10 protein-coding genes are annotated in these 12,610 nt (G+C 56.0%); 5 read left to right on the top strand and 5 right to left on the bottom strand.

Annotated elements, in window-relative coordinates; translation table 11 throughout:
- Positions 1 to 22 precede the first annotated feature (22 nt).
- Both rapZ and npr read left to right on the top strand, forming a co-directional pair.
- On the top strand, positions 23 to 877 hold the full coding sequence (gene rapZ, locus ACOTXD_RS00345) for an RNase adapter RapZ (RefSeq protein ID WP_003861870.1): 855 nt from the start codon (positions 23 to 25) through the stop codon (positions 875 to 877).
- Positions 874 to 1,146, top strand: a complete 273-nt coding sequence (gene npr / locus ACOTXD_RS00340) for a PTS phosphocarrier protein NPr (protein ID WP_003861872.1) — start codon at positions 874 to 876, stop codon at positions 1,144 to 1,146. Before rapZ ends, npr begins: the two co-directional genes overlap by 4 nt.
- 39 nt (positions 1,147 to 1,185) lie before the next feature.
- Here the strand turns inward: npr and mtgA are convergent, their stop codons facing one another.
- The 5 genes from mtgA to lptF form a co-directional block, all read right to left on the bottom strand.
- Positions 1,186 to 1,911, bottom strand: a complete 726-nt coding sequence (gene mtgA / locus ACOTXD_RS00335; protein WP_003861874.1) for a monofunctional biosynthetic peptidoglycan transglycosylase — start codon at positions 1,909 to 1,911, stop codon at positions 1,186 to 1,188.
- The gene (elbB, locus tag ACOTXD_RS00330) at positions 1,908 to 2,561 is read right to left on the bottom strand and encodes an isoprenoid biosynthesis glyoxalase ElbB (RefSeq protein WP_003861876.1); all 654 of its coding nucleotides are present in this window, start codon (positions 2,559 to 2,561) and stop codon (positions 1,908 to 1,910) included. The genes mtgA and elbB overlap by 4 nt, the downstream gene beginning before the upstream one ends.
- Before the next feature lie 232 nt (positions 2,562 to 2,793).
- Positions 2,794 to 5,127: an aerobic respiration two-component sensor histidine kinase ArcB gene (arcB, locus tag ACOTXD_RS00325; protein WP_421766354.1), complete on the bottom strand. Its 2,334-nt coding sequence runs from the start codon at positions 5,125 to 5,127 to the stop codon at positions 2,794 to 2,796.
- 137 nt (positions 5,128 to 5,264) lie between these two features.
- Positions 5,265 to 6,347, bottom strand: a complete 1,083-nt coding sequence (gene lptG, locus ACOTXD_RS00320) for an LPS export ABC transporter permease LptG (RefSeq protein ID WP_001147540.1) — start codon at positions 6,345 to 6,347, stop codon at positions 5,265 to 5,267.
- Complete coding sequence (gene lptF / locus ACOTXD_RS00315) at positions 6,347 to 7,447, bottom strand: LPS export ABC transporter permease LptF (protein ID WP_003861881.1); 1,101 nt, start codon at positions 7,445 to 7,447, stop codon at positions 6,347 to 6,349. Before lptF ends, lptG begins: the two co-directional genes overlap by 1 nt.
- A 265-nt stretch (positions 7,448 to 7,712) precedes the next feature.
- On the opposite strand from lptF, the gene pepA reads away from it, so the two are divergent.
- The 3 genes from pepA (at position 7,713) to ACOTXD_RS00300 (ending at position 12,591) form a co-directional block, all read left to right on the top strand.
- Entirely contained in the window at positions 7,713 to 9,224 is a 1,512-nt protein-coding gene (gene pepA, locus ACOTXD_RS00310; RefSeq protein ID WP_003861882.1) for a leucyl aminopeptidase, read from the top strand.
- Between the two features lie 68 nt (positions 9,225 to 9,292).
- Positions 9,293 to 9,736: a DNA polymerase III subunit chi gene (holC, locus tag ACOTXD_RS00305; RefSeq protein WP_003861884.1), complete on the top strand. Its 444-nt coding sequence runs from the start codon at positions 9,293 to 9,295 to the stop codon at positions 9,734 to 9,736.
- Positions 9,736 to 12,591 carry a valine--tRNA ligase gene (locus ACOTXD_RS00300; RefSeq protein ID WP_017382726.1) on the top strand — a complete coding sequence of 952 codons (2,856 nt, stop codon included), beginning with the start codon at positions 9,736 to 9,738 and terminating at the stop codon, positions 12,589 to 12,591. Before holC ends, ACOTXD_RS00300 begins: the two co-directional genes overlap by 1 nt.
- Positions 12,592 to 12,610: the final 19 nt, after the last annotated feature.

Raw genomic sequence — 12,610 nt, 5'->3', positions numbered from 1 at the left:
CTGCCCTGAGGAGAAACGGAACATGGTGCTGATGATCGTCAGCGGTCGTTCGGGGTCCGGGAAGTCCGTGGCCCTGCGCGCGCTGGAAGACATGGGATTTTACTGTGTAGATAACCTGCCGGTAGTGTTGTTACCCGATCTGGCGCGGACGCTGGCGGACAGGCAAATCTCTGCCGCCGTCAGTATTGACGTGCGTAACATGCCGGAATCGCCGGAAATCTTCGAGCAGGCAATGAACAGCCTGCCGGAATGCTTCTCGCCTCAGCTCTTGTTCCTGGACGCTGACCGCAACACGCTGATCCGCCGTTACAGCGATACACGTCGTTTGCATCCGCTCTCCAGTAAAAATCTTTCGCTGGAAAGCGCCATCGATAAAGAGAGCGATCTGCTTGAGCCGCTGCGTTCGCGGGCCGACCTGATTGTCGACACCTCTGAAATGTCCGTCCACGAGCTGGCGGAAATGCTGCGTACGCGCTTACTCGGCAAGCGCGAGCGTGAACTGACGATGGTGTTTGAATCCTTCGGCTTTAAGCACGGCATACCTATCGATGCGGATTACGTTTTTGATGTGCGTTTCCTGCCGAACCCGCACTGGGATCCGAAACTGCGTCCGATGACCGGTCTGGATAAGCCGGTGGCGGCGTTCCTCGACCGACACACAGAAGTACACAATTTTATCTACCAGACGCGAAGCTACCTTGAGCTATGGTTACCTATGCTGGAAACAAACAATCGCAGCTACCTGACGGTGGCGATTGGCTGTACCGGCGGTAAACATCGTTCGGTCTATATTGCCGAACAGCTGGCCGATTACTTCCGCTCACGCGGAAAGAACGTTCAGTCCCGTCATCGCACGCTGGAAAAACGCAAAACATGACCGTAAAACAGACCGTCGAAATCACCAATAAGCTGGGCATGCATGCGCGCCCGGCGATGAAGCTGTTTGAGCTGATGCAGGGTTTTGATGCTGAGGTGCTGCTGCGCAACGACGAGGGAACCGAGGCAGAAGCCAATAGCGTGATCGCCCTGCTGATGCTGGATTCTGCCAAAGGCCGCCAGATTGAAGTTGAAGCCACCGGCCCGCAGGAAGAAGAAGCGCTGGCGGCAGTGATTGCCCTGTTTAACGCCGGGTTTGACGAAGACTAACGTTCGCCATGTCGGCGGGTAGCGCTGCGCTTACCCGCCTTACATAAGATTATTTCGCTCCATAAACCCTTCCCCACCCAACTGACGCATCTGGCGCATAATCCACGCCTGGCGGCTTCGCACGTAGCCTGACGGGGTGCTGGCCTTAAAACGCAGCGGGTTCGGCAGCACGGCGGCAAGGAGTGCCGCTTCGGACATAGTCAACCTGCTGGCGGGCTTGCCAAAATAGCGCTGCGATGCCGCTTCGACGCCAAACACGCCGTCACCAAACTCCGCGATATTCAGGTAGACGGTCAAAATGCGTTTTTTGCTCCACACCGTCTCGACCCCCAGCGTCAGCCCGGCCTCCAGCCCTTTTCTTACCCAGCTGCGACCGTCCCATAAGAACAGATTTTTTACCGTCTGCTGAGAAAGCGTTGACGCGCCGCGGACGCGGTTTTCATGACGTTCATTATGATCCAGCGCCTTCTCAATAGCCGCCACGTCAAAACCCCAGTGCTCCGGGAATTTCTGATCTTCTGCCGCAATGACCGCCAGCCCCATCCACGGGGAGATTTCATCCATGCCGACCCAGTCTGAGTGGGCAACATAGCCAAAATCACCCGAGAGCCAGGCGCTAATCTGCCGCTCTGCCATCACGGCGGAGAACGGGACGGGCAGGATGCTGAACAGCGCAATGCCTCCGCCCCAAAAAACGGCCAGGACCAGCACAATACGCAGCAGGATCCGTTTTAACCACCCGCCAGGGGATAATTTACGACTCATTCGGTAAGAACCAGCACTCTGTCCACCAGCTTTTCAATGCCTGCGGCAGCCTCAGCGATATTCTGCGCCAGCATATACGCCGGCGTGGTGATGATTTTATTGTCCTCATCCACCACAATGTCGTCTACCGGGCATGGCACGTGCTCGCCGCCCATATCCTCGATAATTTCAGCGGTATCAATGTCGGTTCCGATCGTGAGCCGCAGCGGGAAATCAAAAATTTTCGGCAGCATGGCTGGCGCAATACAGATAAAGCCCTGCGGCTTACCTGCTGCATGCATCGCCAGCGATAGCGCTTTCAAATCGGGATCGACATGGCACGCCGCGCCTTCTGTTGCAAACGTGCTCAGGTTTTTTGCCGCGCCAAAGCCGCCCGGCACGATGAGCGCATCAAGTTCAGCGGCATCGGCCTGTGCCAGCGGATGAATATCTCCACGCACAATACGTGCCGCTTCAATCAGCACGTTACGGCTTTCCGCCATTGGCTCGCCGGTAAGATGATTCATTACGTCTGCTTGAGTTTTATCCGGCGCGAAGCAGAGAACGTCTGCCCCCTGCCGCGATAATGCCAGCAGCGTTAATACGGTTTCATGTATCTCTGAACCATCGTAAACGCCACATCCGCTCAGCACGACACCCACTTTCTTCATTCTGACGATCCTTCTAAGCAACTCGCTGAAGCACATTAAAAATTCTGATTAAAACGCTATGCTTCACACATTTCACTGATTCATGTAACAAACTTTTTAAGATTTGCTATCTTATCTGCGTGCGGCCTCAATTTTCAGGCGGCGTCCATGCGAAAACAACCCACAAAAATCAGGCGCAGCCACGATTTCCCTGGTGTTGGCGCAGTATTCGCGCACCCCGGTATAGCCGGGGTCATTTTTTTCTGGCATCTACCCAGGCTTTCAGCACTGCCACATCGTTTTGCCACTCCTGTTTCATCTCTTCGACCCAATCACCTACATTATCTTCCCAGGCAGGTAAATCAGGCGACTGAATCTGTTGGCCCAGTTGCTGGAGATGACGTAACCCGACCGATCCTGCCGCGCCTTTGATTTTATGTCCCTCTTCGACGATGCCCTTCTGGTCACGCGCCGTCAGGTTGGATTCGAGCACGTTCAGATAGCTCGGCATCATTTTTTCGAACACGGCCAGGCCATCGGTGATCAGTTTTGGTCCTACCAGATCGATATACTGCTCCAGCATGGCGGTATCCAGTATCGTTTGGGCTTTGGCGCTATCAACAGACGTCATGGTGCTCTCCTCTTCATCACAGGTATCCCAGAACTTCTTGATCATCGCCGTCAGGGCAGGTACCGCCAGCGGCTTGCTGAGCACATCGTCCATTCCGGCCTCGAGGTACTCTTTTTTATCTTTCAGCACGTTTGCGGTCAACGCCACCAGCGGCGGCAGCTCGTCAGGAGCATATTTGCGCGTCAGCTCGCGGGAGATATCCAGTCCGGTCATGTCCGGTAGCTGAATATCGAGCAGCACCAGGTCGTACTCGCCCGGCGTGAACATCTCCAGCGCGGCTTTGCCGGTCATCGCCACATCCACGCTGTTACCGAGTTTTTCCAGTACCGACCGGGCGACAATGACGTTCAGCTCAATATCTTCCACCAGCAGGACGTGCAGGGCTGGCAGCGGCATATCGTCGTTCTCAAACGTATCTTCCACCTCTTCCGCTACGGCAGGCGCATGGACGGTAAGCGTAAAGGTGGAGCCTTTACCCGGCTGGCTGGCAACGGTGATATCCCCGCCCATACTTTTCGCCAGACGTTTCGACACCGCCAGGCCAATGCCCGTACCGGTCGCCGGTTTACCGCCGTGGCTGTCTTTAACCTGATAATACATGGCGAAGATCTTATCCTGCTCTTCCTGAGGAATGCCGATACCCGAGTCCTCAACTTCAAAGTGCAGCATGTCGCCTTCGTCATAGCGAATGCGCACCGCAACCTGCCCCTTCTGGGTAAACTTCACGGCATTGCTGATGAGGTTCCACAGGATCTGCCGCAGCCGCGTGCCGTCCGTCACCACTTTATGCGGCAGCGGCAGCGTCGGCTCCATCACAAAGCTCAACCCTTTTTGCTGGGCCTGCAAACCTGACAGGTTCTCCAGGTCTGCGAGGAAGCCTGTAAAATCAACCGGCTGGTTGTCGAGCTGAACTTTACGGCGCTCCATCTTATCCATGTCGATAATATCATTGAAGATATTGCCCAGCGTGACCGCCGAGACGTGGATCGTTTTGAGGTATTTTTCCTGCTCGCTGGTCAGCTCGGTATCCAGCAGAATGCGGCTCAGCCCCACAATGCCATTCAGCGGGGTGCGCAGTTCATGGCTGATGGTGGAGATGAAGGTTGTTTTATCCCGGCTGGCGCGCTCCAGCGCATCCTGATAGCGCTTACGCTCGGTGATATCACGGCCAAAGCCCATCAGACCATGACGTTTACCCACCCGGTCGTAATAAGGTACTTTGCGGATCTCAAAGCAGGCTTTGCGCCCGTCGGGGTAGTCCAGCCACTGCTCATAGGTCAGCGAAACGTTATGGCGGAAGACCTTTTCATCCGTCTCCATCACTTTTGCTGCCGCCTCTTCGGAATAGACATCCTGAGGTTTCAGGTGGATCAGCTGTTTTTCGCTTTTCCCGGTCAACAGTTCCATGGCCCGGTTACAGCCGGAGAACTCTTTATCTTCATTACGGTAGAACACCAGATCCGGCGACGCATCGAGGAACGAGCGCAGGAAAGAGGATTGCTGTTCAAGCTGGATCTGCGTGACTTCGCGCTCTTTCATCTCAATTTTCAGCTGCTCAAGCGTGGTCTGACGCTCGGCTTCCGCCTTCTCACGGTCTGAAATTTCCTGATTCAGCTGGGCAATGTTGTCCTTGAGCTGAACGTTGAGTTTAAGATCGCGCTCGCGCATCTCTTCCAGCTTATCCACCAGTTTCGATAAACGCTGTCGGGACTCTTCCAGCTGCTCAACCACCACGGAGAGGAAATAGACCGCCCATGGGGTGATCAGCAGGCCAAAGAAAATAGAGCGGATCACGTCGATGCTCTCGACCTGACCATGCAGAACCATGGTCACGGCCATTTGCACGACAATGGCCAGAACGACCAGCGCCAGCGCCAGCAGCATGGAAAAACGCACCAGCCCGAGCTTCATCATCAGGTCGACGTAGTACTGGGCCAGCATTCGAATTTGCTTCATAGAGGATCCCTTCACGACTTTATCGCTCAATAATACTCAAATTCACGGCGAGGCGTTGAAGGTTGTGAGAAAAAGTGCGGGGTGAAACAGGAGATTAGCCTCGCCCCCGGGCTAGCGGGAGCGAGGAAGACGTTTTATCAGGAGCGTTTTAGCAGCATCCAGAGACTGATCAGGAAGAAACTGGCGCTCGGCAACAGCGCGCCGATAATTGGCGGAATGCCATACACCAGTGTCAGCGGACCGAAAATCTGATCGAGGACGTAGAACACGAAACCAAAGCTGATACCAGTTACCACGCGGACCCCCATCGGCACGCTACGTAGCGGTCCAAAGATGAACGACAGCGCCATTAGCATCATCACCGCCACGGACAGTGGCTGGAAGATTTTGCTCCACATGTTGAGCTGGTAACGCCCCGCATCCTGTCCGCTCGATTTCAGATACTTCACGTAGTTATGCAGACCGCTGATGGAGAGCGCATCGGGATCGAGCGCTACCACGCCAAGCTTGTCCGGCGTCAGGTTGGTTTTCCAGGTACCGCTTACGGTCTGCGAACCGGTGATCTGTTTCGGGTTCGTCAGGTCAGATTCATCAACCTGGGATAACCGCCACAGCTTGTTGTTCGCATCAAATTTAGCGGAGGCGGCATAACGCACCGACTGCAAACGACGATCGTTGTTGAAGGCGTAGATGCTCACGCCGCCTAGTTCATCGTCCCCTTTCACGCGTTCGATATAGACGAAGTTCTGACCATCTTTCGCCCATAACCCCTGCTGCGTGGAGAGCAGCGAACCACCGTACATAGCCTGAGCACGGTAGTTACGCGCCATCTGTTCGCCCTGCGGCGCGACCCATTCGCCAATCGCCATGGTCAACAGCACCAGCGGGATCGCGGTTTTCATTACCGACAGCGCAACCTGCATACGGGTAAAGCCAGATGCCTGCATCACCACCAGCTCGCTACGCTGAGCCAGCATCCCCAGGCCCAGCAACGCCCCCAGCAGGGCCGCCATCGGGAAGAAGATCTGCACATCTTTTGGTACGCTGAGCAGGGTGTACATCCCGGCACCCAACGCGTCGTAACTCCCCTGCCCGGCTTTTTTCAGCTGGTCGACAAATTTGATAATGCCCGAGAGCGACACCAGCATGAACAGGGTCATCATGATGGTGGTGAAAATCGTTTTACCGATATAGCGGTCAAGTACGCCAAACGCCTGCATTAGATGGCTCCTTTACGCGTAAACCGGGCACGAAGACGACGCACAGGCACCGTGTCCCACAAGTTGAGTCCGACTGCCAGCAGCAGATACAAACCATTCACGACCCAGGTCCAGATCATCGGGTCAATTTTTCCTTTCCCGCCGTTAGACTTGATTGAGGTTTGCAGCAGGAAGAACACCAGATACAGCAGCATCGCTGGCAGCATCGACAGCACGCGGCCCTGGCGCGGGTTCACCACACTCAGCGGAACCACCATCAGCGCCATCATAAATACGGTGAATACCAGCGTGATACGCCAGTGCAGTTCAGCACGCGCACGATCGGTATCGGTATTCATTAAGGTGCGCATATCCATCTGCTCAGTATCCGTTGGATCGAGCGCGACGGCCTGATGACCAATGATGGCCTGGTAGTTCTGGAAATCGGTAATACGGAAGTCGCGCAGCATAGCCGTGCCTTCGAAACGCGTTCCTTTGTTCAGCGTGACAACCTGAGAGCCGTCTTTACGCTGAGACAGCTGACCGGAGTCCGCCACCACCACAGAAGGCCGAGCGTTACCTTTCGGGCGCAGTTGAGCAAGAAACACGTCATTGAAGCGGTTGCCATCGACGCTTTCGATAAACAGCACGGAGTTACCGTCGGTCGCCTGCTGGAACTGCCCCTGCGCCAGCGCCGCCAGCCCCGGGTTAGCTTTTGCTTCCGCCAGCACCTCATCCTGATGACGAGAGGAGGTCGGCCCCGCCCACATGACGTTAACCGCGGCAACAATGCCCGTAAACAGCGCCAGCACCATGGCTGCTTTTACCAGTACGGCTTTACTGAGGCCGCAGGCATGCATCACGGTGATTTCACTTTCGGTATAGAGCTTACCCAGGGTCATCAGCAGACCAAGGAACAGGCTTAACGGCAGGATAAGCTGCGCCATTTCCGGCACGCCAAGCCCGAGCAGGGAAAGCACCAGATTCGTTGGGATTTCGCCATCAACCGCCGCGCCGAGGATCCTGACCAGCTTCTGACAGAAAAAGATCAGAAGGAGGATAAAGAGGATCGCCAGTTGGCTCTTCAGCGTCTCCCGAACCAGATATCTTATGATTATCACTTTAAATACGCCCGTTAAAACTCGTCTTATGCAGGAATTTAGCTTGTTTCATGGCTTAAACGTCATTTATTCTCTTGAGTCGTCGAAATCATCGCTAAGATTAAAAAACCCGGCGGATTCGCGCTTCATGACATTTATTGACGTGTCGAAACCGTAGTAACGTAAGATTAACACGAAGTCACCACAACGGCGGACATGAGTTACGAAAGGTTTCAATTCTATCCGTAGCCGCCGCCGTTGTCTTTAAGATTCAGGAGCGTAGTGCATGGAGTTCAGTGTAAAAAGCGGTAGCCCGGAGAAACAGCGGAGTGCCTGCATCGTTGTGGGCGTCTTTGAACCACGCCGACTCTCCCCGATCGCCGAGCAACTCGATAAAATCAGCGACGGCTATATCAGCGCCCTGCTGCGCCGTGGCGAACTGGAAGGCAAACCAGGGCAGACCTTGTTGCTGCACCATGTTCCGAACGTCCTGTCCGAGCGTATTCTGCTGATTGGCTGTGGTAAAGAACGTGAGCTTGATGAGCGCCAGTACAAGCAGGTTATTCAGAAAACCATTAATACACTGAATGATACTGGTTCGATGGAAGCCGTCTGCTTCCTGACGGAGCTGCACGTTAAGGGCCGCAACACGTACTGGAAGGTGCGCCAGGCCGTCGAAACCGCAAAAGAGAGCCTCTACAGCTTTGATCAGCTGAAGACCACCAAAAGCGAGCCGCGTCGCCCGCTGCGTAAAATGGTCTTTAACGTGCCAACCCGTCGCGAGCTGACCAGCGGCGAGCGCGCCATTCAGCACGGTCTGGCCATTGCCGCCGGTATCAAAGCGGCAAAAGATCTTGGCAATATGCCGCCAAACATCTGTAACGCCGCGTACCTGGCGTCTCAGGCGCGCCAGCTGGCTGACGCCTACAGCAAGAACGTTATCACCCGCGTTATCGGCGAACAGCAGATGAAAGAGCTGGGGATGCACTCTTATCTGGCGGTCGGTAACGGCTCCCAGAACGAATCCCTGATGTCAGTCATTGAGTACAAGGGCAATCCGTCTGAAGATGCGCGTCCGATCGTGCTCGTCGGTAAAGGGCTGACCTTCGACTCAGGCGGTATCTCCATCAAGCCTTCAGAAGGCATGGATGAGATGAAGTACGACATGTGCGGCGCGGCGGCGGTTTACGGCGTTATGCGCATGGTCGCGGAACTTCAGTTGCCCATCAACGTGATCGGCGTGCTGGCGGGCTGCGAAAACATGCCTGGCGGCCGCGCTTATCGTCCTGGTGATGTGCTGACCACCATGTCCGGCCAGACCGTTGAGGTGCTGAACACCGACGCCGAAGGCCGTCTGGTACTGTGCGACGTGCTGACCTACGTTGAGCGTTTCGAACCTGAAGCGGTGATTGACGTGGCTACACTGACCGGCGCCTGCGTGATTGCGCTGGGGCATCACATCACCGGCCTGATGTCGAACCACAACCCGCTGGCGCATGAACTGATCGGCGCGTCCGAACAGGCCGGCGACCGCGCGTGGCGTCTGCCGCTGGGGGACGAGTTCCAGGAACAACTGGAGTCTAACTTCGCAGACATGGCAAACATCGGCGGTCGTCCTGGCGGGGCGATTACCGCGGGCTGCTTCCTGGCGCGCTTTACCCGCAAGTACAACTGGGCGCACCTGGACATCGCGGGGACCGCATGGCGCTCCGGTAAAGCCAAAGGCGCGACCGGACGTCCGGTGGCGCTGCTGTCGCAGTTCCTGCTCAATCGTGCGGGTTTTAACGGCGACGAGTAATGATAAACGCCGGGTGGCGCTACGCTTACCCGGCTTTGCATTTAAATCCACGACAAGAAACCCCATATATGAAGAATGCAACGTTCTACCTTCTGGACAATGACACCCATCAGGATGGCCTCAGCGCCGTTGAACAACTGGTGTGTGAAATTGCCGCAGAACGTTGGCGCGCAGGTAAACGCGTCCTGATTGCCTGTGAAGATGAGCAGCAAGCAATTCGCCTGGATGAAGCGCTATGGGCGCGCCCGCCGGAGAGTTTTGTTCCGCATAACCTGTCGGGCGAAGGTCCACGCGGCGGGGCACCGGTGGAGATTGCCTGGCCGCAAAAACGCAACAGTAGCGCGCGCGATATTCTCATTAGCCTGCGGACAGACTTTGCAGATTTTGCCACCGCTTTCACAGAAGTGGTAGACTTTGTCCCTTACGAAGAATCTTTGAAACAACTGGCGCGCGAACGCTACAAAGCGTACCGCCTGGCCGGTTTTAACCTGAATACGGCAACCTGGAAATAATGGAAAAGACATATAACCCACGCGATATCGAACAGCCGCTTTACGAGCACTGGGAACAGCAGGGCTATTTCAAGCCTAACGGCGACGAAAGCAAAGAGTCCTTCTGTATCATGATCCCGCCGCCGAACGTCACCGGCAGTTTGCATATGGGGCATGCTTTCCAGCAGACCATCATGGACACCATGATCCGCTACCAGCGCATGCAGGGCAAAAACACCCTGTGGCAGGCGGGGACTGACCACGCGGGTATCGCGACCCAGATGGTGGTTGAGCGTAAAATTGCCGCTGAAGAGGGTAAAACCCGCCACGACTACGGTCGCGACGCGTTCATCGACAAAATCTGGCAGTGGAAGGCAGAATCCGGCGGCACCATTACCCGTCAGATGCGCCGCCTCGGCAACTCCGTGGACTGGGAGCGCGAGCGCTTCACCATGGACGAAGGCCTGTCCAACGCCGTGAAAGAAGTCTTCGTCCGTCTGTACAAAGAAGACCTGATTTACCGCGGCAAACGCCTGGTCAACTGGGACCCGAAATTGCGTACCGCCATCTCTGACCTGGAAGTGGAAAACCGCGAGTCTAAAGGCTCCATGTGGCACATCCGCTATCCGCTGGCAGACGGTGCAAAAACCGCAGACGGCAAAGATTATCTGGTGGTGGCGACCACCCGTCCGGAAACCCTGCTGGGCGATACCGGCGTGGCCGTTAACCCGGAAGATCCGCGTTATAAAGATTTGATCGGCAAATTCGTGGTGCTGCCGCTGGTGAACCGCCGTATTCCGATTGTGGGCGACGAACACGCCGACATGGAAAAAGGCACCGGCTGCGTGAAAATCACCCCAGCGCATGACTTCAACGACTATGAAGTCGGTCGTCGTCATCAACTTCCGATGATCAACATTCTGACCTTCGACGGCGATATCCGCGAAAGCGCAGAAGTGTATGACACCAAAGGCAACGAGTCCGACGTTTATTCCAGCGACATCCCGGCTGAGTTCCAGAAGCTGGAGCGCTTTGCCGCGCGTAAAGCCATCGTAGCCGCCGTTGACGCGCTCGGCCTGCTGGAAGAGATTAAGCCTCACGATCTGACCGTGCCGTACGGCGACCGTGGCGGCGTAGTTATCGAGCCAATGCTGACCGACCAGTGGTACGTGCGTGCCGACGTGCTGGCGAAACCGGCTGTGGAAGCGGTTGAGAACGGCAGCATTCAGTTCGTGCCGAAGCAGTACGAAAACATGTACTTCTCCTGGATGCGCGATATTCAGGACTGGTGTATTTCCCGTCAGCTGTGGTGGGGTCACCGTATCCCGGCGTGGTACGACAACGAAGGCAATGTCTACGTTGGCCGCACCGAAGAGGAAGTGCGTCAGGAAAACAACCTGGGCGCTGACGTTGCCCTGCGCCAGGATGAAGACGTGCTGGATACCTGGTTCTCCTCCGCGCTGTGGACCTTCTCTACCCTCGGCTGGCCGGAAAACACCGACGCGCTGCGTCAGTTCCACCCAACCAGCGTGATGGTCTCCGGCTTCGACATCATCTTCTTCTGGATCGCCCGCATGATCATGATGACCATGCACTTCATCAAAGACGAAGACGGCAAGCCGCAGGTTCCGTTCCATACCGTTTACATGACCGGCCTGATCCGCGACGACGAAGGCCAGAAGATGTCCAAATCCAAGGGTAACGTTATCGACCCGCTGGATATGGTGGACGGTATCTCTCTGGAAGAGCTGCTGGAAAAACGTACCGGCAATATGATGCAGCCGCAGCTGGCGGAGAAAATCCGCAAGCGTACCGAGAAGCAGTTCCCGAACGGGATCGAATCTCACGGTACCGACGCCCTGCGCTTCACCCTGGCGGCGCTGGCCTCCACCGGCCGTGACATCAACTGGGATATGAAGCGTCTGGAAGGTTACCGTAACTTCTGTAACAAGCTGTGGAACGCCAGCCGCTTCGTGCTGATGAACACCGAAGATCAGGATTGCGGCTTCAATGGCGGCGAGATGACCCTCTCCCTGGCAGACCGCTGGATCCTGGCGGAATTTAACCAGACGGTGAAAGCGTTCCGCGACGCGCTGGACAGCTACCGCTTCGACATCGCGGCAGGCATTCTGTACGAATTCACCTGGAACCAGTTCTGCGACTGGTACCTGGAGCTGGCGAAGCCGGTCATGAACGGCGGTTCTGAAGCGGAACTGCGCGGCACGCGTAATACGCTGATTACCGTTCTGGAAGGTCTGCTGCGCCTTGCGCACCCGATCATTCCATTCATTACCGAAACCATCTGGCAGCGCGTGAAGGTGATTGCCGGTATTAATGCCGATACCATCATGCTCCAGCCGTTCCCGGCATTCGACGCCGCGAAAGTGGATGAAGCCGCGTCTGCGGATACCGAGTGGCTGAAACAGGCGATCGTTGCGGTACGTAACATCCGCGCGGAAATGAATATCGCTCCGGGTAAACCACTGGAACTGCTGCTGCGCGGTTGCAGCGAAGCTGCCGTTCGTCGCGTCACCGAGAACAACACCTTCCTGAAAACCATGGCGCGTCTGGAAAGCATTACCGTGCTGCCTGCCGATGACAAAGGTCCGGTTTCCGTGACCAAAATCATCGACGGCGCGGAGCTGCTGATCCCGATGGCGGGTCTGATCGACAAAGACGCGGAGCTGGCGCGTCTGGCGAAAGAAGTGGCGAAAGTCGACGTGGAAATTGGCAAAATCGAAAGCAAACTGGCGAACGAGGGCTTTGTGGCCCGCGCGCCGGAAGCGGTCATCGCCAAAGAGCGTGAGCGTCTGGTTGCCTTCGCCGATGCGAAGACCAAACTGATCGAGCAGCAGGCGGTTATCGCAGCCCTGTAATGCTTTTACCCCTTACGCT

Origin of the sequence: Enterobacter cloacae complex sp. CDL013 (assembly GCF_049238805.1) — a bacterium.
GTDB lineage: Bacteria > Pseudomonadota > Gammaproteobacteria > Enterobacterales > Enterobacteriaceae > Enterobacter > Enterobacter hormaechei_C.
This window is presented reverse-complemented; position numbering and strand designations above follow the sequence as displayed.

Bases quoted from the DNA above. Each gene is read 5' to 3' on its own strand.
- holC (WP_003861884.1), top strand. From the start codon at position 9,293: ATGAAGAATGCAACGTTCTACCTTCTGGACAATGACACCCATCAGGAT.
- lptG (WP_001147540.1), bottom strand. From the start codon at position 6,347: ATGCAGGCGTTTGGCGTACTTGACCGCTATATCGGTAAAACGATTTTC.
- rapZ (WP_003861870.1), top strand. From the start codon at position 23: ATGGTGCTGATGATCGTCAGCGGTCGTTCGGGGTCCGGGAAGTCCGTG.
- elbB (WP_003861876.1), bottom strand. From the start codon at position 2,561: ATGAAGAAAGTGGGTGTCGTGCTGAGCGGATGTGGCGTTTACGATGGT.
- ACOTXD_RS00300 (WP_017382726.1), top strand. From the start codon at position 9,736: ATGGAAAAGACATATAACCCACGCGATATCGAACAGCCGCTTTACGAG.
- mtgA (WP_003861874.1), bottom strand. From the start codon at position 1,911: ATGAGTCGTAAATTATCCCCTGGCGGGTGGTTAAAACGGATCCTGCTG.
- pepA (WP_003861882.1), top strand. From the start codon at position 7,713: ATGGAGTTCAGTGTAAAAAGCGGTAGCCCGGAGAAACAGCGGAGTGCC.
- npr (WP_003861872.1), top strand. From the start codon at position 874: ATGACCGTAAAACAGACCGTCGAAATCACCAATAAGCTGGGCATGCAT.
- arcB (WP_421766354.1), bottom strand. From the start codon at position 5,127: ATGAAGCAAATTCGAATGCTGGCCCAGTACTACGTCGACCTGATGATG.